The sequence below is a fragment of the Microbacterium sp. LWH7-1.2 genome (assembly GCF_038397755.1).
Taxonomy (GTDB): domain Bacteria; phylum Actinomycetota; class Actinomycetes; order Actinomycetales; family Microbacteriaceae; genus Microbacterium.
Map to the genome: position 1 here is coordinate 2194400 of NZ_CP151637.1, position 22396 is coordinate 2216795.

The following is a 22396-nucleotide window of genomic DNA, read 5'->3' on the forward strand; positions in this document are numbered from 1 at the left end:
TCTCGCTGCCTCAGCGATCGGAGGCCGCGGGGAAGAGAGCGGTGCAGCTCGCGTCGACCGTGACGGGAGTCGTGGTCGCCGTCGGGGTATGACGCAGCCGCAGCGGACCGAGCTCGCCCGCGGGCAACACGGCGGTGAACGAGACCGTCTCGGTCGCCCCCTTGCCGATGAACACGGTCTTGCTCACCGCCGTGTTGCCCTTCTCCACGCCGCTGCGCTCCCACCGCGCGACGTCCCCGCGCGCGGGAACCGTCTGCGTGATCTGTGCGCCGGGCGGCGCGAAGAACAGTACGTCGAGGATCATCGTGGTGCGCGGCACCCCCAGCTGCCTGTTGCGGTACCCCAGGGTGTAGTTGCTGCGGATGTCGTCGGTGATCCCGTTGTGCATCGTCATCGTGGTCGTGATGGTGCGTGCCGCGGCATCGCACGTCGCGGTGACAGCGGTGGCGAGGTGGTAGTCGAGCTTGCTGACCGCCGAGTCGTTCAGATAGATCCCCACCTGCGTCTGCGTGGTGGTGTCGCCGGCGAGGGCGCCGTCGAGGCCGAACTCCACGGCGAGCGCCTGCGCCGCCGGATCGGTGAACGCGAGGTTGATGCGCTGTTCCTTCGCCGACTGCTCGAGCGCGGCGAGCATTTGCAGCGGATCCCATGACGACGACGTGAGGTGATCGAACACCTGCCGCGCAGCATCCGCGAAGAAGGCGTCCGAATCGGCTCCGACCGGATAGCGCTCGTACGCGTCGCTCAGCAGCACCTTGACCGCGTTGTCGGCCGTGAGCAGCTCACCGGTGCCGAGCGTCACCGGCCCCGACACCGCGAGCATGTGGGCGAGCACCACGGGATCGATGGAGACGACGCCGTCGAATGTCGCGCCCGTCGTGTGGGTCCACAGCGCCTGGAACAGCTGCGCCGTCGTCGGGAAGTCGGGGGTGAAGGTGAAGTCCTGCGAGTGCCTCGTCAGCGTGGGCAGGTAGATCGCCATGGTCTCGCCGGGAAGGGGCACGTACTCGTTGCCCTGCGTGCCCGCGTCGTAGAACGTCTGCGAGCTGCCCTGATCGACGTAGCCCAGCTTGCCGTCGGTGAGCGTCACGATCATGCTCGCGGCGGGATTGCCGCCCGTGGCACGGATCTCGGCGTTGTTCTGGAACATCAGCAGGTACGTCTTGGTGCCCGCCGAGCCGGCCATGTCGAGCAGCGTCGGCAGATACTTCTCGGCCACGCCCAGGGCGGGCGTCGCGAGGTCGATGAAGCCGAGGATGTCGGAGATCGACTCCCCGACCTCGGGGAGCAGCGTCGAGGTGTCGATGGGCGCCACGATCGCCTGCGCCTCGCTGAAGGCCGCCGCGATCTCGGGAATCGAGCTCTGCACCTGCCGGAAGGGCTCGAGGTCGATCCCGCCGCCCGCCACGGCGAGCCGGTCGAAGTCGGTCGCGGCCATGAACTGCAGCCCGGCCGGCAGCGCACGGTCCACGAGCACGTCGACCGCATGCGTCACGCGTCGCACCGCATCGACGTTCTGCCCGACGAACGGCACGTTCATCGCGATGTCCCACAGTGGCCCGTCGACCGTGCGGACGGCGAGTGTGACGTTCGCCTGGACCTCGTCGGTCACGGCGCGCAGCTGCGCCGTGTCGGCAGCATCGAAATCGGCGCGCAGCGATTCGATCCCGGCCGCCGCCCGCTCGACGGCGGCGCGGGCGCGCTGCGCCTCCGACCAGAACTGCATCGCGAAGGCGCCGGCGACGACGCCACCCACCAGCAGCACGGTGAGCAACGCGACCACGATCCACGGCCACGCGCGCCGGTGGCGCGTCGCTACAGGCGTCGCCTCAGCATCGAGAACGGCCCCAGTTTGCGCACCCTCGGGTTCGGAGCGCGTGACGATCCCCCTCGTCACGAGGGCAATGGTACTCCTCGCACCCCCTGCTGTCAGGGGTCACGTGAGAGTCGCGGGCTCAGGCGGCGCCGGACGTCCCGGTGGCGGCGGCCGCCGCCTCGGGGTCGGCGATCTCGACCACGCGGCGCACACCCGGAGCGGGGTGCGCGGTCACGAGGATCGGCAGGTGGTCGCTCAGCCCCTGCGGCAGCGTGCGCACCCGGTCGATCTCGAACCCGATCGACGTCGCGAAGTCGTAGTGGCCGCGGAAGAAGCGATAGCGCGTGTACGTGCGCGAGTCCGACAGGTTCAGCTCGTACCCCTGCTCGCGGATGTGCTGCCCCAGCCGCTCCTTGAACACCGGGTAGTTGTAGTCGCCGACCATGAGCGCCGGCAGCCCCTCGCCCAGCTGCTGCAGCTCGCCGAGCGCCGTGCGGATCTGGTGCCGGCGCAGCGAGTTCAACGCGGTCAACGGAGCCGCGTGGAACGACGCCACGATCACGTCGGTATTCTCGTCGATGTCGTGCAGCCGGACGCCGAGCAGTCGCTCCTCCGCGGGCTTGAGCACGCGGTCGTGGAGCGACTTCTTGAGCGCCAGCGCCCGCACCTCGACCGCGCGGTACGTGTTCTCGCGGTAGTAGACGGCGAGCCCGAGGCGGTTGCGCTGCGTCGAGTCGGCCAGCCGCAGCCCCGAGATCTCTTCGGGGATGTCGGACGTGTCGGCTTCCTGAAGGCACAGCACATCCGCGCCATGCCGCTCGACCAGGTGGGCAAGCTCCCCCGCCGCCCGGTGCTTGCGCAGGTTGTACGAGATGACCTTCATGACGACCACAGCCTATGCCGTGGACGTTTCGAGCGGATGGCCTTGACAGGAAGTCCCAATGTACGAAAACCGGATGCCGCGCCTCTGGAGTGTTGTGCCGGTTCACGGCATCCGAGCGTGAGACCCGCACCCCGATCCAGGAGGACCCCCATGACCGCTGCATCCCCGAAGACCGTCCGCGCCGAGCTCGCCGACGCCCTCGACGCGAGCCGTGCGGCCCGTGAGGAGGCGGAGCGGGAGCTGCACCGCAGCGTCGCCCTGCGCTCCCGTGCCGGCGAGGCCCTCGAGCGCACCGCGCGCCGGCCCGGACTCGACGAGTCCGAGCGCGCCCGCCTGCGCGCCGAGTACGCCGCCGCCGACCGCGTCGTCGCCGAGCGCCGCGCGGCCGTCGACAAGGCGCAGGAGTTCGAGCGCGCAGCATCCGTCGTCGCCGGCGCCTTCGAGGACGAGGCCGCCTCGGCCAGCCCGCTCGCCGCGGCACTGCTCCAGCTCGTCGGCTCGAAGCGTGGCGGCACCGCACGCCGCGGCGCACTCGCATCCGGACGGACCGCGCCCGCCGCACGCGTGCGCAGCCCGCGCCCGCGCACCGCCTGACGCGACACGCCGGGGTCCCGGGGCCCCGGCGCCGGTCTCGTAGGCTCGCCTTCGTGCCGACCTCGCGACGGACCCTCACGATCGCGGCGATCACGGGCGTCGTGGTCGTCGTCGCGGTCGTCGCGGCCGTCGTGCTCCCGCGCGGGCAGGCTCCCGAGCCGCCGGGCCCGGGTACCAAGATCGTCGCCTCCGAGCTCTCGAAGGCGACGGATGCCGCGACCCGCGCCGCCGACGGCAGCCCCGAGCAGGCCGCGGCGGAGTACCTGAGCGAGCAGCCCACGGCCGTGTGGCTCACGCCCGAGGGCGACCCCGTGGACGTCGTCGGCGAGCGCATCGCGGGCCTCGCGGCCCAGGCGCGCGACCAGTCCGCACGCATCGCGGTGGTCGTCTACGGCCTGCCGGAGCGGGACTGCGGCGGCGAGTCCGCGGGCGGCCTCGACGGCGATGCGTACGTCGAGTGGACGCAGGCGATCGGCGACGCGCTGCGCGAGGCCGCCGACACGGCGCCGATCGTGATCCTCGAACCCGACAGCCTCGCCCTCGCGCCCGAGTGCGGCAACGTCGATGAGCGCATCGCGCAGCTGAGCGCCGCGGTCGAGGCGATCGCCGCGGACAGCACGTGGATCTACGTCGACGGCGGCCATTCGAACTGGCTGGCGCCGGCGGAGATGGCCGCGCTCATCGAGCAGCTCGACCATGCCTCACGCGGGGAGGGCGGCCGCGGCATCCGTGGGTTCGCCACCAACGTGTCGAACTTCCAGAAGACAGACCACGAGGTCGCCTACGCCCACGACGTCGCCGGACGGCTCGACGGACTGCGCGCGGTCATCGATACCGGCCGCAACGGCGCGGGTTCGAACGGCGAATGGTGCAACCCGCCCGGCCGACTCGTCGGCGAGGCGGGCGGCGCGATCGGCGACGACGTCGTCGACACGAACCTGTGGGTCAAGCCGCCAGGCGAGAGCGACGGCGACTGCAACGGCGGCCCGGCCGCCGGACGCTGGTTCCCGGACGCCGCCGTCGAGCTCACGCGGGACGTCGTCGCGGATTGATCCCCGACCAGGCATTACCGGTGTTGTGTAGCATCGGGAGTACTTTGCGCATGCGTCGGGGGCCGCGGCTGGGGTCGGTAATCGGCGCATATCCGGTTCCACCGTCCGAGAAAGATCGCACGCATGAGCACCCCTTCTGACGAGCTGAAGACAGCGGTCATCATCGAGGACGACACAGAGATCCGCCACGTCCTGGCCGAGGTCCTCGAATCGTCGGGGTTCTCGACCGTCTCCGTCGGCAACGGCATCGACGGCGTGCGGGCGGTGCTCACCTACAAACCGGTGCTCACGACGATCGACGTCAACATGCCCGGCATCGACGGCATCGAGGCGGCCAAGCGCATCCGCGCCCAGTCCGACACGTACATCATCATGCTCACCGGCATGAACGATGAGGCCGACGTCATCGCGGGTCTAGGCGCCGGCGCCGACGACTACCTCCTCAAGCCCTTCCGCCCCCGCGAGCTGCGCGCCCGCGTCGAGGCGCTCATGCGGCGCCGGACCACCGACGCGGAGCGCGCCGTGGCCGCGCCGGCCGCGCCCTCACAGGGAAGCGTCGGTCCGTCGTTCCCCGGCGTGCGGCCGACGACCACCGCCGTGCCGACCGCGCCCGCGATCGACGACCGCGACCTCGCGAAACCCGCGACCGTCATCGTGCCGGCGGGCGCAGCATCCGTCGCCCTGAACGGCGACGCCGACGGCGAATGGCTGACGCACCGCGACCTGCGGCTGCACCCCGAGAACCGCATCGTGCTGATCGACGGCGAGGAGCTCGATCTCACTCGCACCGAGTTCGACCTGCTCGCGACGCTGCTGGAGTCCAAGCGGCGCGTGCGCAGCAAGGCCGATCTCACGCTGGTGCTGCGCGGCGAGTCCTACGTGACCAGCTACTTCGTGGGCGACGCCGACAAGCGCGCGGTCGAGGCGCACATGACGAACCTGCGACGCAAGCTCGGCGAGAGCGCCGCGAACCCGCGGTACATCGAGACCGTGCGCGGCGTCGGGTACCGGCTCACGTCCGAAGGCTGACACACCTCAGACAGGGAAGGAGGCATCCGCTCGCCCCACGCGAGCGGATGCCTCCTTCACTTTCGGCGAGGGCGTCCGCTCCTCCCCGTTGCGGACTCCCTCTCCCTTTCCTCCCCCGCGCCGTGCTCCCCAGCTTCGGCGTACCCCAGTGGTGACACGCTTCGGGTGCGTGTCGGACGAGCGGATGCCTCCGCCCCGGCTTGCTCGGTGAGGGTGCCCGCCCCTCCCCCAAGGCGGGACCCTCACCTCCTCCCCCTGCGCCGTGCTCCCCAGCCGCGGCGCTCCCCAGTTCTGACCCGATTCGGGTCCGGGTCAGACCTTGTATCCGTGATGTCGACGGATGAGCTTGAAGAACATGGACAGCGTCTGCAGCGCCGTGACGACGCCGACGATCGGCCAGCCGATCCACAGGACGGTGGACTGCACCATCACGGGGAGCATCATCCAGATCGCGACCATCGCGGCGATGACGGCGACCGCGAGGATGAGCGGCGTCCAGTGGCCGAAGCCGCCGCCGCGCTCGGCCTTCGCCTGCATGGCCCAGTTGTCGACCTTCTTGCGCGACAGGAACCGGGTCCAGGAGCGCACGAAGTGGCTGCAGCGGATCCACATGTAGATCTCCGCCGGGACCAGCGTCAGGCCGAAGATGATGTCCCGCGCATTGCGGTTGTTCATCGTCAGCGCCATGCGGGTGTTCAGCGCGAGCGCGACCACCGGCGGGATGAGCCACCAGTACGAGAAGACGAACGCGCCGATCGACAGCGATGCCGCCAGCAGGGTGATGAACGCCACACGCACGAACATGTTCATGAGCATGTCGAAGTGCTCGAGCCACCGGACGCGCAGGTTCGGGTGGAACGGCTGACCCTTGGTGTCACCGCGCTGGCCCGGCCACATGAGCTCGATCGCGCCGTAGGTCCACTTCACCTGCTGCGCGTCGAGTGCGCGGAGGGTCGTCATGCCGCCGACGTCGGCGCGGGCGAAGGGGCTGATCTTGGTGAGGTAGCCGGCGCTCTTGATCTGCAGCGAGAGCAGCGAGTCCTCGACCTCGGAGTCCTTCACCCACGGCGTCGACTGGTGGTTCTCCTTCATGACGTCACGCAGGGCGTGCGTCGAGAAGATCGAGAACTGGCCGCCGAGCACCGCCATGTTGCGGCCGCGAAGCAGGTTGTGCAGGTTGAAGGCCGCGAACTGCGAGCGCTGACCGGTCGTGAGGAACTTCGCCAGGGCGCCCTTGATCGGCTTGTCGTCGATCGAGTAGATCGCCGAGATGCCGCCGATGCGGGTGTCGCTCGTGGCCTCGGCCTCGAGGTACTCGACGGCCTTCGCGTCGGCCACGGTGTCGCCGTCGACGCCGAGCAGGTAGTCGTAGCCCTCGACCAGCGTGTAGCCGTAGTTGAGCGCACCGACCTTCTTGTCGGGGTTCTTGCCGATGTCGTGGACGAAGACCTCGGTGAACTGCTCACCGAGCTCGGTGACGACCTCGTGCGGGCCGGCGTACTGCGACGCGAGCTTGACGGTCGCGTCGGACGTGTTGTTGACGACGACGTGGATGACATCCGGCACGCGCGTCTGGCCGAGCAGCGACTCGATCACCTGGGCGATCGACTCCTCCTCGTTGTACGCGGGGATCACGCAGCCGATGGTCGAGCGGTGCACCGACGTGTCGTCGAGCACGGCCTCGAAGTCGTCGGCGAATCTGCGGGCGTGACCGTGGACAGTCGTGACGTCCTCGAGCGAAGCAGGGGCGTCACCGTGGCGCGTCCGCTTGCTGCGGCTGAGGGGGACGATGTCGGTCACGTTCGTCGCCTTTCGGATTCTCCGGCCGGTGTCTCCGGCACATGAAGAGCTTCTCCCACCGACCGCAAGGCCCCTCCGAGAGACCGCGAACAGAACCGCAAGGTTTCCGCAAGGCATGCACAAGAGAGCGTTTGCCGATCATCGGCTCGGCACCGAAATGCCGGGTGGCCGGGTCAATAGAATCGCCGTATGGCTACCGGGGCTGCACGACCGACGTTCGCGGTGGGCGCGCCCGACGGCCGTACCCGGTCGATCTGGCTGACGCAGCTCGTGCTCGCCGCGAGCGTGCTCATCACGGCGATACTCGTGATGGCGCTGCAGCCGGCGATCTTCGGCCGCTGGAACTTCCTCGCGGGCACGTTCGCGGTCGTCGTGCTCTCGATCGCCACGCTGGCCGTGCCGTGGTCGCGGCTGCCCACGCTCGCGGTGCTCGTGATCCCGTTCGCCGACGCCGTCGCCATCGGCCTGATGTCCAGCGGCATGGAGCTGCGCCTCGGCTACCTGTGGGGCTTCCCCGTGATGTGGGTCGCGATGCACTTCCGGGCGACCGCGCTCGCGGCGCTCCTCGCGATGATCGGGGTCATCCTCCTGGTCGACTCGGCGGTCTCCACGGGCAGCGTCGCCCCACTGCGCGCCTTCGTCGTGCTGCTGTCGCTGACGTTCATCGGCATCATCGCCCATCTGGCACTGCGCAGAACCCGCTCGCTGCGACGACTGCTCCAGCGGCAGGCCGATCGCCTCACGGCCACCTACACGCGCAGGGCCGACCAGGAGCGGCGCACCAGCGAGATCCTCAACGGCGTCGACACCGGCATCGCCCGCATCTCCGACGACGGCTCCGTGCTCGCCGTCAACGACGCGTACTCGCGTCTGTACGGCCTCGACCCGCTCGACCCGACGCTGCCCGCCCGCTCCGTCGAGTACACGGGGCGGCGCGGCATGCCGGTGCCGTTCTCCGAGCGGCCGTTCGCGCGCGCCGCACGCGGTGAGACCTTCACGGATGCGTCGGTCTGGCTGTTCACCGCAGCCGGCGAGTGGCGCGCGCTCTCGGTGACCGCCAAGCGCCTCGCCGCCGGCGGAGGCGAGGGCTCCAACATCCTCCTCCTCGTCCATGACGTGACCGCCCTCACCTACGCCCAGCGCGAGCGGGAGCGTTTCACCGCGATGGCCTCACATGAGCTGAAGCACCCGCTCACGGTGATGATCGGCAACGCGGAGCTCGCCCTCGAGCTCGACGACCTCACCCCGCGCACGCGTGAGCGATTCGAATCGATCGTCGCGGCGAGCGATCGCATGCTGACGATGGTCCAGACGCTGGGCACGACCTCGAACCGCGGATTCTCGTTCCGCGACGAGGTGGACGACATCGACCTGCGTCAGATCCTGCTCGAGTCGGTCGCCTCGTTCCGCCCGACCGCCGTCTCGGGCGACATCTCGATCGACGTTCAGGCCGACGAGACGCTGCCGATCACCGCCGACGGGTTCCGGCTGCGGCAGGTCGTCGACAACGTCGTGAGCAACGCGATCAAGTACACCCCGCGAGACGGCCGCGTGCGCATCACCGGTGACGTCGAGGGCCACCAGGTCGTGCTGTCGGTCGCGGACACCGGCATCGGCATCGCGGCGGACGATCTGGCCAACATCCTCACGCCGTACTTCCGCACCGAGGAAGCCAAGAAGACGTCCGGCGGCACCGGCCTCGGCCTCGGCATCAGCAACGACATCGTGCTCGCCCACGGCGGCACGCTCTCGATCGACAGCGAGGCCGGGGTCGGCACCACCGTCACGATCCGCCTGCCCCTGGCCGGCGAGCTGGCCGGGGATCCGGCCGCGCGGCCGGAGACCCGGCGCGACACAGAAGGACGAGCATGACCGATCTCATCGCCGGATCCGGCGTGGACCTCGGCATCGCGCAGGCGGTGATCACCACGCTCGCGACGATGCTCACCATCGGCATCGCGTTCCTCCTGCGGCCGGGGCTCCCGACGCTGTACTGGAGCATCGCCTTCACCCTCGCGATGCTCGCCACCTACGGCGTCGTGGCGGGGGATGTCGCCGGCATCGAGCCGCTCCGCCGCGCATCGCTCGGCGCGCTGATGGGCGCCCCCGCGTTCCTGTGGTCGGGCTTCCGTGCCGCGTGGGGGCTGCGTCCGCACGTCTGGGCGGGGGCGGCGATGGCGGCGGTGTCGGCGTTCTCGCTGACGATCGTCGACGACATCGCGTGGTTCACGGTGGCGTACCGCACGGTCTTCTTCGCAGCATCCGTGTTCGCGGGGCTGTTCGTCCTGGACTGGGCTCGGTCCTCGTCACGGCGCAATGACCGCCTGCTGCTGCCGCTCGTGATCGTGTCGGCCGCGTTCTTCGTGACCGGCGTGGGCACGTTGATCTCCGGCCTCCTGTTCCCGCCCTCGGGCGGCGACGACTTCGAGCTCGTTCGCCTGATCTCGTCGGCCGGGATGCTGGTGTACGTGGCCTGTGCGCTGATCGCAGTGGTCGGCACCACGGCGCGCGACAGCGGGCTCGGCCGCGCCGCGACCGTCTCGACGGCGTGGCAGCAGTTCGAGCGGACCGCCGGCGATCGCCTTGCGCGGGCGCAGAAGACCTCGGAGCCCTGGTCGGTCGTCTACCTCGGGCTCGACGACGCTGCCGACATCCGCCAGACGGCGGGGGCGGCGGCGTTCGCCGCCCTGTCGGAGAGACTCGAGGACGAGGTGCGGGCAGCATTCCCCGCCGAGGCCGACGTCGGATCACCCTCAGCGGGCGCGGTCGTGGTGCTCGTGCCCCGGCCCGATGCCGTGGTGCGCGACCTGCTGCGCGCCACGCTGGAACGGGTGACACTCCTCGACGTGCACGGGGCGCTGCCGATCCGCCCGACGGCGAGCGCCGGCTGGGCGCCGGTCTCCGTCCTCGGCTACGACCTCGACACGCTCGTGTACACCGGCCGCGAGGCCGCGCGCGTCGCGAGCGGCAAGGGCGGCGACCGATGGGAGCGCGTCGGCGCCGCCATCGTCAACCGCCTGATCAGTGAGTCAGAGCTACCGTGAGCGTGTCGGTCGCCGTCTGCTTGGCGTACTCGCTCGAGGTCGGCGTCGTCTGCACCAGGAAGTCGTAGCTGAACTGCAGCGTCACGTACGTCGCCTCGGCCGGCACCGCCCCCACGTTGAAGGTCTGCGAGTAGCTGTACGGATCCAGCACGAGGTAGCCGGGGCTCACCGTGGAGGCGTCGACCTGCGGGGCGAGCGCGTCCAGCGCACCCGTCGGCGTCGCCGGGATGGCCGTCATGGTCGCGCGCTGCAGGAACACCTTCTGGCCGTCGTTCGGCGTGACGGTCGTCATGAGCGAGATGCTGACGGGTTTGATCGCCTCGGCGGTCCACTTGTCCATCGAGAGCGTCGACCAGTAGTCGATCGTCGCGGAGACCGCGCCGGCGGTGAGCTCGCGCTGGGTCGCCCCGCCTGACAGGTCGTTGGGCACCGGCGTCGGGATGGCGGTCGACGTCGACGTCGGCGTGCTGCCGCCCGCTCCCTCTTCCCACGGCGCAGGCCCGCAGCCGACAAGAGCCGCCACGCCCACGACCGAGATCGTCACGACACCGGCGAACCGGTTCCACCTGCGCATAAAACCCCCGAGTCGCGCCGGAAAAACGTCCGGTCAGTCTAGCCGGGCGATGTCACTCGCGGTCGCGCCGCGCGCGGGTCTGCTCGGCGCGCTGGGCGAGCAGGTCATCGGCGGGGTAGCCGACCTCGGTGAGGGTGAGCCCGCGCGCCGAGAGCACCTTCACCTCGGGCACGCGCTCCTGCGCGTCGCGGATGTCGACGACGTCCTCCACGTCGAGCCTGCCCTCGCCGACGGCGACGCAGGCCCCGACGAGCGCCCGCACCATGCTGTGGCAGAACGCGTCGGCCTTGACGTTCGCGACGAGCACGCCCGCGGCGTCGCGGTGCCAGTCGAACTCGAGCAGTGTGCGGATCGTCGTGGCCTCTTCACGCGGTTTGCAGTAGGCGGCGAAGTCGTGGAGTCCGATGAGGGCGCGGGCCGCAGCATCCATCGCCTCCGCATCGAGAACCGCGCGCACCGAGGTTGTGCGATGGCGCTCGAGCGGGTCGTACCCGGTGACGGTGTCGCCGATGCGGTACTCGTAGCGGCGCCACACCGCCGAGAAGCGCGCGTCGAAGCCTTCGGGCGCGATGCGCGAGCCCGTGACGGCGACGTCGGAGTAGGCGCCCACCACCCCCGTCATGCGCGCGGCGAGCGCCGTGGCCCGGCCTTCGGCGGTGGGGATGCTGTCGGCCGGGCGCGCGTGCCGCGCCAGCATGCGCTGCTGCTGGCTCTCGTCGAGGTCGACGTGCGCCACCTGGCCAGTGGCGTGCACGCCCGCGTCGGTGCGCCCGGCCACCACGAGCCGCGGGTCACCGCCGAGCACGCGCGCGAGCGAGGTTTCGAGCGTCTCTTGGACCGTGCGAAGTCCGGGCTGGCGGGCCCACCCCCGGAAATGCGTGCCGTCGTAGGCGATGTCGAGGCGGATCCGCACGGACTCCAGCCTACCGACGCGCCGTCAGCCGACGACGAAGCGGCCGCGGGGCAGGGTCTCGCCGACCGCGGCGAGCGCGGCAGCGGCCTGGCGGAGGCGGTTCTCGCTCTCGCGGACGATCTCGCGCGCGACCACGGGATGCGCGCGCACGATGTCGTCGAGTGCGGAGACGGGCACGACCACGACGTCGACCTCGCTCGTCGCCAGCGCCCGCGAGATCGTCGGCGTGCGGGAGAGGGCGGTGAGACCGACGGCGTCGCCCGCCGTCAGCACCCCCACCTGCACGAAACCCTCGTCCTCGGTCGGGATGCCCAGCACGACCGAGCCGGCGAGGATGAAGCGGGTCTCCACGGGAACGATGCCGGGCCGCAGCAGCGACTCCCCCGCGCAGTACCGCTCCAGCCGCGCGTGAGCGGCGAGCGACTCCGCCTCGCGGGGCGCCAGGCTCAGCGACGGCGCGATCTGCCGCAGCGCGTCCTGCAGCCGCGCGGGTGTTCGCCAGTCGTCGGTGAGGTCGCCGTCGAGGTGCAGGTCGGCGCGGCGCGCGGCGTACCAGATGCGGGTCGCGAAGGCATCGAGGGCGTCGGCGCGATCGCCGGGGGTGCGCAGTGGGATCGCCACCTCGTACCGCGAACCGCCCACGGTCACCGCCGAGGGTTCGAGATCCGGCGACAGCAGCGGGATGTCGCGGGCCACCGCCACGAGCAGCTCCCGCACGCGGCCCGGCGGGTCGTCGGTGCCGAACTCCACCTCGAGGGTCGCGGCGTACGGCTCCGGATTGCGCGAGAGGTTGACGAAGGAGCCGCCGGCGAGTTCCGCGGTGGGGATGATGACCGTGCCGTTGCCGGTCTCGAGGTGCACCGCGCGCCAGTTGACCTCGACGATCTGCCCGCGTGTGCCGCCGGTCTCGATCCAGTCCCCGAGTTCGAACGGCGCCTCGAACACCAGGAAGAGGCCCGACACGATCGACCCGACCGCGTTCTGCAGGGCGAGCCCGACCACGATCGACGTGATGCCGAGTGCGGCGAACACGCCGGCGACGTCGGCATCCCACACCCACCAGAACACCGCCGCGATGCCGAGGATGATGAAGACGAACCGGATGAGGTCGCTGAAGATCGTCGGGAACCGGTCGCGCCACGATCCCTTCTCCGCGCGGTGGAAGACCAGGTGGTTGACGGCGTTGATCGTGACGACGATCACGAGCAGCCCGAAGATCGTCCACACGACCTTCGGCCACGTGCCGGACCCCTCCCACGCGCCCGGCTGGCTGAGCAGCACCAGGATGCCGGCGACCGGCACGAGGTAGTTGCGCACCATCAGCACGATCGGCGCCGCGCGGCTGCCGCGGCGGGCGAGCGCGTTGTGGAACTCCGTCAGTCCGATGAGCGCGAGCGGCAGCCCCACCGAGACGACGACGGCGGGCCAGAACCACGGCTGCGAGACGATATCGGCCACGGATGCCTCACCCCTCCGCCACGACGACGCTCGGGGACTCGACCTTCCAGACGCGCTGGCCGCCCGACTGCGTCTCGATCTCGCCGGCGGGCAGCACGGTGATCGAATCGGGCAGCCGCTCCGCCACGCGCTGCGTGATGTAGATGCCGGGTTCGTCCGAGTCGCCCTGGACGCGGAATGCGAGATTCACGGCATCCCCCCACATGTCGTACACGACCCGCGCCCGGCCGATGAGTCCGCTCGTCACCTTGCCGGAGTCGAGACCCGCTCGCAGCGACAGGGAGACACCCTGCTGGGTGGAGTAGCGCTCGAGGATGGTGTCGAGCTCGAGCGCGAACTCGACGGCGCGGCGTGCGTTGTCGACGCGCGGTGTCGCCAGCCCGCAGCTGGCGAGGTAGCTCTGCCGAGTGGTGCGCACCCGCTCGACGCCGTGCCGCTCCGCGGCCTCGTCGAACGCGCGGATGAGGTCGTTGAGGCGCGCGATCGCGTCGTCGGACGACATCGACAGCGCCAACGCCTCGAAGCCCACGATGTCGGCGAAGACCACCGTGACATCGTCGCTGTCCTGCGTGATCGCCTCGTCGCCGAGTTTGTAGCGGCTCGCCATGCCCTCCGGCATGAAGGAGAGGATGAGGTCCTCGTTGGCCTTCTCCTGCTGGGCGATCAGGTGCGACTTGACCTGCAGGCTGCGGCTCATGTCGTTGAACGCGTTCGCGACGTCGGCGAGCTCGTCGCTCGAGCCGGCGTCGACCTGCACGCCCTCGTCGCCCCCGGCGATGCGCTGGGCGGCGGTCTTGAGGCGGCGCAGCGGCCGCACGAACACCTGCGCGAGCACCAGCGAGAGCACGCAGACGAAGATGATCATGGCCGCCGTCGACAGGATGAGGTTGCGCGTGAAGTCCTCGACGGGGACCATCGCCTCGTGCTCGGTCTCCTGCGCGACGATCACCCAGTCCAGGCCGTCGACCTCGAGCGGAGCGTACGCGGTCAGGCTCGGGCGCCCCAGATAGTCGCTCTCCAGCAGCGTGCCCGAGTCGCCGGCCAAGGCCCGGGTCACGGCGGTGCCCGCGATCGTCTGGTTGAGCAGCGTGTTCCCGTTGCTCACGGCGAGCGCGGCTGCGGCGGGCGGAAGGCCTGCGGCCACAGCATCCGTCTCGTATGCCTCCGCGTCGGCGAGCAGGGCGCGCGAAACCGACCGCATCGTGCCGTCGGCGCCCACGAGGTACGTCTCGCCCGTCGCGCCGAGGCCGTTGAGCTCCCACTCGCCCGCGACCGTCATGACGTCGTCGATGCGCTCGATCGGCAGCTCGATCGCGAGCGCGCCGAGCACCTCGCCATCGTCGGCGATCGGCACCACGGCCCAGCCCGCCGGGGCGCCGAGGCTCGGCCCGTACGACGCGAAGTCGGCGAGCACGACGTCGCCGACGATGTTGCGGTCCATCGCCTCGCGGTACGCGACGGCGAGGTTCGACAGCCGGTAGGGCCCGTCGAAGAGGTTCGTGCCGAGATCGACCCCTTTGTAGGCGGTGTAGACGACGTTGCCCTCGGTGTCGAGCATGAGCACGTCCTCGTACTCCTGCAACTGGGTCATCGTGCGGTAGTAGTCGTGGTACTTCGCGTGCGCCGCCGACCACGCACTGCCGTCGCCCGCGTCCTCTGTGACGATCGCGTCCTCCCACGAGTCGTACGGGATCACGTAGTGGTGCTGCAGGTAGGTCTCGGCCGCCCCTCGTGGGGCGAACGCCGAGCCGTCGACGTCTTCCCCGGTCGCCTCCTCGAGATCGGCGGCGAACGTGTCGCGATAGTACGAGTCGACGGCGGCGGATGCTGCGGCATCCGTCTCCTGCGCGTTCAGCTCGTCGAAACCCTCGGTGAAGGCGCGCACAGCGGCCTTGCTCGTGTCGTTGAGCGCCGACAGCCTCACCGAGTTCTCGATCGAGCGGAACAGCTGCGACACCTCGCGGGCGCGGTTCTCGCGGATCTCGACGAGCTTCTCGTACGCGATCGCACGCAGCGCCTCGGTGCCGTTGACGTACCCGATGATGCCGACGACGATGCTCGAGAGCACGCTCACCGACAGCAGCATGATGAGCAGGATCGAATAGATCGACAGTCCCGCACGCGTGCGGACGCGTGGCGTGCCCACCCAATGCGCGGGTGTCTCCCCGGGCATCTCCGATCCGGACACGCTCTCTCCCCTCGTACGCCGCCGTTCGATCACGTGCAGCGGCGCTGGAAGCATCCCCAAACACCCCGGCCCGCCGAGGTTGGGGCAAGAGTAGCGCCCGGCCTGCCTCTGGCATAGAGGCGCGACCGCGCGCCGTGATACGCCCAGGGACGCCACGTACAATTGCCGTCTCCCCCCACCTTCGTTCGCGAGAACCCATGACGTCGACTGCGCCCGCCACCGCCCCGCCCGCCCGCTTCGCCGGGCTGGACGGCATGCGGGCGATCGCGGTCCTGCTCGTGGTCGTCTACCACCTGTTCCCGCCAGGGCTGCTGCCGGGCGGCTTCGTCGGGGTCGACGTGTTCTTCGTGATCAGCGGCTTCCTCATCACGAGCCTGCTGCTGCGCGAGCGGATCCCCACCGGACGAGTCGCCCTCGGCCGCTTCTGGCAACGGCGTGCGAGACGCCTGCTGCCGGCGCTCGCCGTCGTGGTGGTGGTGTGCTCGGCGCTCGCGTGGGTCGTCGGCGGCGACGTGCTCGTCGACCTGGACGCGCAGGTGCTGGGCGCCGCGACCTTCAGTTACAACTGGGTGTCGGTCGCAGGCGGCGGCGGGTACTTCGCCGCGGCGACACCCGAGCTGTTCCGCAACTTCTGGTCGCTCGCGGTCGAAGAGCAGTTCTACCTGCTCTGGCCGCTCCTCTTCCCGATGTTCCTGCTGCTGCCGTGGACGTGGGCCCGCACGACGGCCGCCTTCGCCCTCGCGGCCGCATCGGGCGTCTGGATGGGCCTCACCGTCTCGGGCGGCGGCGACGTCACGCGCGCCTACTTCGGCACCGACACCCACGCGTTCGGGCTGCTGCTCGGCGTCGGCCTCGCGTTCCTGCTGACGCCGGTGCTGAGAGCAGGCGGCCCGCGATGGGCGCACTCGAGGGCGGCGCGGAAGCTGACCGGGGCGGCCGGTGTGCTCGCCCTCTCGGGCCTCGTCCTGCTCGCCATAGCGCCGCAGAGCAGCTCGGCCGTCACGTTCCCCGGCGCGCTCCTGGGCGCCAGCGTGCTCAGCGCTGTCGCGATCGTCGCGGGCGTGTGGCCGGGCTCCTGGTTCGGGCCGGCGATCGACGTGCGACCGATGCGCTGGATCGGCGACCGCTCCTACGGCATCTACCTGTGGCACTGGCCGCTGCTCATGCTCGCTGTCGCGGCGTTCGCGCCGGAATCGACCGTCGCCACAGCGCCGATGTGGATCGGCCTGGGCGTGCTCGCGGCGACGGCCGCAGCATCCGCTCTGTCGTTCCGCTTGATCGAGACCCCGGTGCGCCGTCACGGATTCCGCGCCTCCGTGCGCCTGCTCGCCGCACGGCTGCGGGGCGGGCCCCGTGCCCGCCTGCGGGCGCTCGGTGTCGCGCTCAGCGGGGCTCTCGTGCTCGCAGGCGCCGGCGCCGCGATCGCGGTCTCCCCCGACGAGACCAGCGCCGAGGCCGCCGTCGAGGCGGGTCGCGCCGCGCTCGAGAAGGCGCTGCGCGAGGCTCCCGCACCGATCGCCCCGACTCCTTCGGCGACGGATGCTGCATCCCCCGCGCCCGCCGACGTCACCGGCGACCAGATCAGCGCCGTGGGCGACTCCGTCATGCTGGCGTCGGCCGGTGGCCTCGTGGAACGCCTGCCGGGCATCGAGGTCGACGCCGAGGTGTCGCGCTCGATGTGGGCCGGGCCCGAGATCGTCGACGAGCTCGACGCCACGGGCCGCCTGCGCCCCTACGTCGTGGTCGCCCTCGGCACGAACGGCGCGGTCGACCCCTCGACGCTCGAGCACCTCGCCGACACCGTGGGCCCGAAGCGCAACCTCGTGCTGGTGAACGCCTACGCGCCGCGCGACTGGATCCCCGGCGTGAACGCCGAGCTCGCCGCGTTCGCCGAGGACCACCGCAACGTCATCGTCGCCGACTGGTCGGGTGCCATCGCGCCCCACGAGGACCTGCTCGCCGGAGACAAGATCCACCCCGGGGCGGAGGGCGGGCGCATCTTCGCCGACACCGTCGCAGCGGCGGTGGATGAGCTGGCCGAAGAGCGCCGCGAGTACGCCGCCGACCGCGCCGACCGCCTCGCCGAGATCCTCAGCGCCGACCTCACGCCGTAGCGCACGGGCGCCGCACGCCTCGGCGGGCCACATCCGCCACCTCTCCGATCCCCCGCACGCAGCGAGACCCGCCACCCAGTGGGTGGCGGGTCTCGCGGTGCAAGGAGTGCCGGGCTGCTGCGCCCGGCGGGATCCGCGTTACGCGGACTTCTCCTCGGCAGGAGCCTCGACGGCCTCCTCGGCGGCAGCCTCGGCGGCGGCGCCCTCCTCCTGCGACTCGGCGCCGGCCTCGGCGGCCTCGTCGGTGGCGGGGGTCTCCGAGGCGTCGGTCTCCTCGGCGGGAGCCTCCTCGGCGGGAGCAGCCTTCGCGGCAGCAGCCTTCTTGGCCGACGGCTTCTTCGTCACGGGCTCGAGGACGAGCTCGATGACGGCCATGGGCGCGTTGTCGCCCTTGCGGTTGCCGACCTTGGTGATGCGGGTGTAGCCGCCGTCACGGTCCGCGACCAGCGGAGCGATCTCGGTGAACAGGACGTGCACGACTTCCTTGTCACCGATGACCGAGAGCACGCGACGACGCGCGTGCAGGTCGCCGCGCTTCGCGAACGTGATGAGACGCTCGGCGAGCGGACGCAGGCGCTTGGCCTTGGTCTCGGTCGTCTTGATCGACTTGTGGGTGAACAGCGCGGCGGCCAGGTTCGCAAGCAGCAGACGCTCGTGGGCGGGGCCGCCTCCGAGGCGGGGACCCTTGGTGGGCTTGGGCATTCTCAGTTACTCCAGTGTGAAAAGTCGGTCGGGGGGAGGGATGCCGCGATTAGCTCGCATCCGGAACCAATCGGCTCAGACGGTCTCGTCGTCGTAGCCGCCGTAGAAGTGCGCGCCGTCGAACCCGGGGACCGAGTCCTTCAGCGACAGGCCGAGCGAGACGAGCTTGTCGCGCACCTCGTCGACCGACTTCTGACCGAAGTTGCGGATGTTCATGAGCTGCGTCTCCGAGAGGGCGACGAGCTCCGACACGGTGTTGATGCCCTCGCGCTTGAGGCAGTTGTACGAACGCACCGACAGGTCGAGGTCCTCGATCGGCATCGACAGCTCGTTCGAGAGGACGGTCTCGACCGGCGCCGGGCCGATCTCGATGCCCTCGGCCTCGACGTTGAGCTCACGGGCCAGGCCGAAGAGCTCCGTCAGGGTGCGACCGGCCGACGCGACGGCGTCACGCGGGGCGATCGACGACTTGGTCTCGACGTCCAGCACCAGCTTGTCGAAGTCGGTGCGCTCACCGGCACGGGTGGCCTCGACGCGGTACGACACCTTCAGGACCGGCGAGTAGATCGAGTCGATAGGGATCTGACCGGCCTCGGCGTACTCGTTGCGGTTCTGGGTCGCCGACACGTAGCCGCGACCGCGCTCGATCGTGAGCTCGAGCTCGAACTTGGCCGTGTCGTTGAGCGTCGCGATGACGAGCTCGGGGTTGTGCACCTCGACGCCCGCGGGAGCGGAGATGTCAGCGGCGGTGACCTCACCGGCGCCGGTCTTGCGCAGGTACGCGGTGATGGGCTCGTCGCGCTCGCTGGAGACGACCAGCTGCTTGATGTTGAGGATGATCTCGGTGACATCCTCCTTCACACCCGGGATGGTGCTGAACTCGTGGAGGACGCCGTCGATGCGGATCGACGTCACTGCGGCGCCGGGGATCGACGACAGGAGGCTGCGACGCAGCGCGTTGCCGATCGTGTAACCGAAGCCGGGCTCCAGCGGCTCGATGATGAAGCGGCTGCGGAACTCCCCGACCTTCTCCTCGGTCAGAGTGGGACGCTGTGCGATGAGCACTATGTGTTCCTTTCGATCACGTGCCCGCTATATGACACGTGCGGTGGGTGAGGTGTTGAATTTTTCTCGGGGATGCCTCGGGAACGAGGCATCCGTGAAGCGTGCGGTAGCCGGGGCACCCACGAGGGGGTGCCCCGGCTCCGGGATGTCAGACGCGGCGGCGCTTGGGCGGACGGCAGCCGTTGTGGGCCTGCGGCGTCACGTCCTGGATCGAGCCGACCTCGAGGCCGGCGGCCGTCAGCGAGCGGATCGCGGTCTCGCGGCCCGAGCCCGGGCCCTTGACGAAGACGTCGACCTTCTTGACGCCGTGCTCCTGCGCCTGGCGGGCAGCGGACTCCGCGGCCATGCCGGCGGCGTACGGCGTCGACTTGCGCGAGCCCTTGAAGCCCACGCCACCCGACGACGCCCAGCTGATGACGGCGCCCGACGGGTCGGTGATCGAGACGATCGTGTTGTTGAACGTCGACTTGATGTGGGCCTGGCCCAGCGCGATGTTCTTCTTCTCCTTGCGGCGCGGCTTGCGCGCGGCGGACTTGGCCTGTGCCATTGCTCTGCTCTCCTAAACCCTGGGGGCCGCGCCTTAGCGCGCCTTCTTCTTGCCGGCGACGGTGCGCTTCGGACCCTTGCGGGTACGCGCGTTCGTCTTCGTGCGCTGACCGCGCACCGGGAGGCCGCGGCGGTGACGCAGGCCCTCGTACGAGCCGATCTCGACCTTGCGGCGGATGTCGGCGGCGACCTCGCGGCGGAGATCACCCTCGACCTTGTAGTTGCCTTCGATGTGGTCGCGGAGGGCGATGAGCTGGTCGTCGCTGAGGTCCTTGACGCGGATGTTCTCGTCGATCCCCGTCGCCTTGAGGATCTCGTTCGAGCGGGTACGGCCAACGCCGTAGATGTACGTGAGGGCGATCACCACGCGCTTGTCGCGCGGGATGTCAACGCCGGCAAGACGTGCCATGCGGTTCTCCTGAGAGTTGGTGGAGGTGTGGAGCAGTGTCGGTGCCCGGGCCCCCAGCCCGAGGTGTCCCCTCCGGAGAGGTTCTGACGCTGCCTGTAGTCGTATTCAGTTGTGGGATTCCGGATGCCGCGAGCCGCGGCATCCGGCAAGCCTTCTCAGCCCTGGCGCTGCTTGTGACGCGGGTTGCTCTTGCAGATCACCATGACGCGACCGTGGCGACGGATGACCTTGCAGTGGTCGCAGATGGGCTTGACGGAGGGGTTGACCTTCATTATTTCTTCTCTTCGCTGTCTTCACCGGGCACGCCGGAGCGTGGGGTGTTACTTCTCGGCCGGCCTAGCGGTAGCGATAGACGATGCGCCCGCGGGTGAGGTCGTAGGGCGACAGCTCCACGACGACACGGTCCTCGGGAATGATGCGGATGTAGTTCTGCCGCATCTTGCCGGAGATCGTCGCGAGGACCTTGTGGCCGTTGCTGAGCTCAACGCGGAACATCGCGTTGGGCAGCGCCTCGGACACGACGCCCTCGATCTCGATGACACCGTCTTTCTTCGCCATACGCTCGCTAACAGTTGTGCAGACCGGTCGATCTGCGGTGGATGGGATTCGGTGCGATGACACGCCAATACAGGCGCAACGCACCAAAGATCAAGCATACGTGATAGTGGATGCCTCGGCAAATGACTCCGCTCCAGTCACGGCGCGCGCTCAGGAAAGGCGCGCGGCCCCGGTTCCTCGGCGTGCGGATGGGCGAGAAACCACAATCGCATGGGCAAACCGTCCTGCGAGCGGTTTCTCCGACGAATTGCGGTTTCCTCGGGCGGGTCGACGCCGCCGGGGCGCGTCAGGTGCGCAAGAAGCACGTGAAGCGGGGCAGGACGCAAGGAGCGGGGCATGACGGAGGGTTGAGAGCCGGACCGGGGCTGCCGGCCGGCGAGAAACCTCGATCCGTCGCAGAAACCCGCCGCCGAGCGATTTCCGGTCCCGATCCAGGTTTCTCGCACCGCGGGCGCGCGGCGCGCGGCGCTGGACGATCCGCCGTTCACGGGCACGTGAGCCTCCTCCCCCGGATGAGTTGCGCGGGAGCCCTCCACAGATCCCGCACACCTCCGAAGGCGAAGGATGCTGGCGGCACAGCCTGAGGCATGGCATCTCCTCTTCTCGGGCAGGCGCTGGCAGCTGCGCCGGTCGAGCTTCTCCGGGCACGCGACTCAGTGTTCGGCGGGCGCGACGTCAGGGATCGGAGGCGGTATGTGCGAGTCCGCCCGGGCGTCTACACGTTCCGCGACGCCTGGAAAGACCTCGCCCCGTGGGAGAGATATCTCACTCGGGTTCACGCCTACGCCCTGATCTGCCCTCGCGCCGTCTTCGCCTACGAGTCGGCGGCGGTGCTGCTCGGCCTGCCCATCTTCGGCGAGCCCCGTGACATCCACGTGTTCTCCGCCGAGCGCCGCGCCTCTCGGCGGTTCTCCGACGTCTGTGTCCACACGAGCGCCGATGCGCGAGAGACCGTCGAGGTCGGCGGAACCCGGTTGACGTCGGTCGCCGCCACGGCCGTCGATCTCATGCGCATGCTGCCCCCGCTCTACGGGCTCGCGGTCGGCGATGCCGCGGTCTCGCTGGTGCAAGGCGGGACGACCGACGCACTCGAACTCGGAAGGCTCGCGGATTCGCAGCGAACCAGGCGCGGCATCGCGCGACTGAGGCTCCTCCTGCCCGCCATCGACGCGCGCGCCGAGTCGCCCGGAGAGTCGGTGAGCCGGGGCGTGATCTTGTGGGCGGGCTTCGAGACGCCCGAGTTGCAGCGCGTCTTCCGTTCCGAGGGCCGTGAGGACCGCGTGGACTTCGCGTGGCCGAGCGTGCGGGCCATCGGCGAATCCGACGGGTACGGGAAGTACGTCACCGAGACCGCCGAGGAGGCCGTCCGGCGGGTGATCGCTGAGAAGAAGCGCGAAGAGCGACTCCGACGGCAGTGCGCGGCGTTCGACCGCTGGGACATGAAGACGGCCGAGGCCGTCGCCCCGCTGGTCAGGCGCCTCGAAAGGCTCGGAGTGCCGCGCGTCGGCGCGCCCAATCCGATCCTGTTGTCGGTGAAGAACCCGCGCTCGCTCTCGCCGGGATCGAGCATCGCGGGCGACAAACCTCGTTCGCGATGAGAAACCACGCGCCGCGTGGTTTCCCGACGTGAGTCCGGTTTCTCGCGGAGACG

At 70.0% G+C, this 22396-nt stretch carries 20 protein-coding genes; 7 read left to right on the forward strand and 13 right to left on the reverse strand.

Annotated features, from left to right (window positions below; genetic code table 11):
* Positions 1–10: 10 nt before the first annotated feature.
* Together MRBLWH7_RS10290 and MRBLWH7_RS10295 are read right to left on the reverse strand one after the other, a co-directional pair.
* Positions 11–1897 carry a DUF4012 domain-containing protein gene (locus MRBLWH7_RS10290; RefSeq protein WP_342001798.1) on the reverse strand — a complete coding sequence of 629 codons (1887 nt, stop codon included), beginning with the start codon at positions 1895–1897 and terminating at the stop codon, positions 11–13.
* 58 nt (positions 1898–1955) lie between these two features.
* Positions 1956–2699, reverse strand: coding sequence for an endonuclease/exonuclease/phosphatase family protein (locus MRBLWH7_RS10295; protein ID WP_342001800.1), 744 nt, complete (start codon positions 2697–2699; stop codon positions 1956–1958).
* Between the two features lie 150 nt (positions 2700–2849).
* Here MRBLWH7_RS10295 and MRBLWH7_RS10300 point away from each other — a divergent pair, with 150 nt between their 5' ends.
* From MRBLWH7_RS10300 to MRBLWH7_RS10310, 3 genes are all read left to right on the forward strand, one after another.
* Complete coding sequence (locus MRBLWH7_RS10300) at positions 2850–3293, forward strand: hypothetical protein (protein ID WP_342001802.1); 444 nt, start codon at positions 2850–2852, stop codon at positions 3291–3293.
* Between the two features lie 53 nt (positions 3294–3346).
* On the forward strand, positions 3347–4345 hold the full coding sequence (locus MRBLWH7_RS10305) for a glycoside hydrolase family 6 protein (protein ID WP_342001803.1): 999 nt from the start codon (positions 3347–3349) through the stop codon (positions 4343–4345).
* 123 nt (positions 4346–4468) lie between these two features.
* A complete protein-coding gene (locus MRBLWH7_RS10310) occupies positions 4469–5374 on the forward strand; it encodes a response regulator transcription factor (protein WP_342001805.1) in 906 nt (301 codons plus the stop codon).
* 312 nt (positions 5375–5686) lie between these two features.
* Here the strand turns inward: MRBLWH7_RS10310 and MRBLWH7_RS10315 are convergent, their stop codons facing one another.
* Positions 5687–7174, reverse strand: coding sequence for a glycosyltransferase family 2 protein (locus MRBLWH7_RS10315; RefSeq protein WP_342001807.1), 1488 nt, complete (start codon positions 7172–7174; stop codon positions 5687–5689).
* A 189-nt stretch (positions 7175–7363) separates the two neighbouring features.
* On the opposite strand from MRBLWH7_RS10315, the gene MRBLWH7_RS10320 reads away from it, so the two are divergent.
* Together MRBLWH7_RS10320 and MRBLWH7_RS10325 are read left to right on the forward strand one after the other, a co-directional pair.
* The gene (locus MRBLWH7_RS10320) at positions 7364–9046 is read left to right on the forward strand and encodes a PAS domain-containing sensor histidine kinase (protein ID WP_342001809.1); all 1683 of its coding nucleotides are present in this window, start codon (positions 7364–7366) and stop codon (positions 9044–9046) included.
* A complete protein-coding gene (locus MRBLWH7_RS10325) occupies positions 9043–10218 on the forward strand; it encodes a hypothetical protein (RefSeq protein ID WP_342001811.1) in 1176 nt (391 codons plus the stop codon). The genes MRBLWH7_RS10320 and MRBLWH7_RS10325 overlap by 4 nt, the downstream gene beginning before the upstream one ends.
* Here the strand turns inward: MRBLWH7_RS10325 and MRBLWH7_RS10330 are convergent.
* The 4 genes from MRBLWH7_RS10330 to MRBLWH7_RS10345 are packed head-to-tail and all read right to left on the reverse strand — an operon-like array spanning position 10196 to position 15336.
* Positions 10196–10792, reverse strand: coding sequence for a hypothetical protein (locus MRBLWH7_RS10330; RefSeq protein ID WP_342001813.1), 597 nt, complete (start codon positions 10790–10792; stop codon positions 10196–10198). The genes MRBLWH7_RS10325 and MRBLWH7_RS10330 overlap by 23 nt on opposite strands.
* A 52-nt stretch (positions 10793–10844) precedes the next feature.
* Entirely contained in the window at positions 10845–11705 is an 861-nt protein-coding gene (gene truA / locus MRBLWH7_RS10335; RefSeq protein WP_342001815.1) for a tRNA pseudouridine(38-40) synthase TruA, read from the reverse strand.
* 24 nt (positions 11706–11729) lie between these two features.
* A complete protein-coding gene (locus MRBLWH7_RS10340; RefSeq protein WP_342001817.1) occupies positions 11730–13163 on the reverse strand; it encodes a mechanosensitive ion channel domain-containing protein in 1434 nt (477 codons plus the stop codon).
* A gap of 7 nt (positions 13164–13170) precedes the next feature.
* The gene (locus MRBLWH7_RS10345) at positions 13171–15336 is read right to left on the reverse strand and encodes an adenylate/guanylate cyclase domain-containing protein (RefSeq protein WP_342001819.1); all 2166 of its coding nucleotides are present in this window, start codon (positions 15334–15336) and stop codon (positions 13171–13173) included.
* Between the two features lie 212 nt (positions 15337–15548).
* Between MRBLWH7_RS10345 and MRBLWH7_RS10350 the strand changes: the two genes are divergently transcribed.
* The gene (locus tag MRBLWH7_RS10350; protein WP_342001821.1) at positions 15549–17465 is read left to right on the forward strand and encodes an acyltransferase family protein; all 1917 of its coding nucleotides are present in this window, start codon (positions 15549–15551) and stop codon (positions 17463–17465) included.
* A gap of 138 nt (positions 17466–17603) precedes the next feature.
* On the opposite strand, the gene rplQ is transcribed toward MRBLWH7_RS10350, so the two are convergent.
* The 6 genes from rplQ to infA form a co-directional block, all read right to left on the reverse strand.
* The gene (gene rplQ / locus MRBLWH7_RS10355) at positions 17604–18167 is read right to left on the reverse strand and encodes a 50S ribosomal protein L17 (RefSeq protein ID WP_342001823.1); all 564 of its coding nucleotides are present in this window, start codon (positions 18165–18167) and stop codon (positions 17604–17606) included.
* A gap of 75 nt (positions 18168–18242) precedes the next feature.
* Positions 18243–19232, reverse strand: coding sequence for a DNA-directed RNA polymerase subunit alpha (locus MRBLWH7_RS10360; protein ID WP_342001825.1), 990 nt, complete (start codon positions 19230–19232; stop codon positions 18243–18245).
* 148 nt (positions 19233–19380) lie between these two features.
* A complete protein-coding gene (rpsK, locus tag MRBLWH7_RS10365; RefSeq protein ID WP_018171470.1) occupies positions 19381–19779 on the reverse strand; it encodes a 30S ribosomal protein S11 in 399 nt (132 codons plus the stop codon).
* A 33-nt stretch (positions 19780–19812) separates the two neighbouring features.
* Positions 19813–20187, reverse strand: a complete 375-nt coding sequence (rpsM, locus tag MRBLWH7_RS10370; protein WP_342001828.1) for a 30S ribosomal protein S13 — start codon at positions 20185–20187, stop codon at positions 19813–19815.
* 155 nt (positions 20188–20342) lie between these two features.
* Positions 20343–20459 (reverse strand): 50S ribosomal protein L36, encoded by a 117-nt coding sequence (gene rpmJ / locus MRBLWH7_RS10375; RefSeq protein ID WP_005050492.1) that lies wholly within the window; start codon positions 20457–20459, stop codon positions 20343–20345.
* Positions 20460–20523: 64 nt separating this feature from the next.
* A complete protein-coding gene (infA, locus tag MRBLWH7_RS10380; RefSeq protein ID WP_018171468.1) occupies positions 20524–20745 on the reverse strand; it encodes a translation initiation factor IF-1 in 222 nt (73 codons plus the stop codon).
* A gap of 695 nt (positions 20746–21440) precedes the next feature.
* On the opposite strand from infA, the gene MRBLWH7_RS10385 reads away from it, so the two are divergent.
* Positions 21441–22343: a hypothetical protein gene (locus MRBLWH7_RS10385; RefSeq protein WP_342001833.1), complete on the forward strand. Its 903-nt coding sequence runs from the start codon at positions 21441–21443 to the stop codon at positions 22341–22343.
* Positions 22344–22396 lie beyond the last annotated feature (53 nt).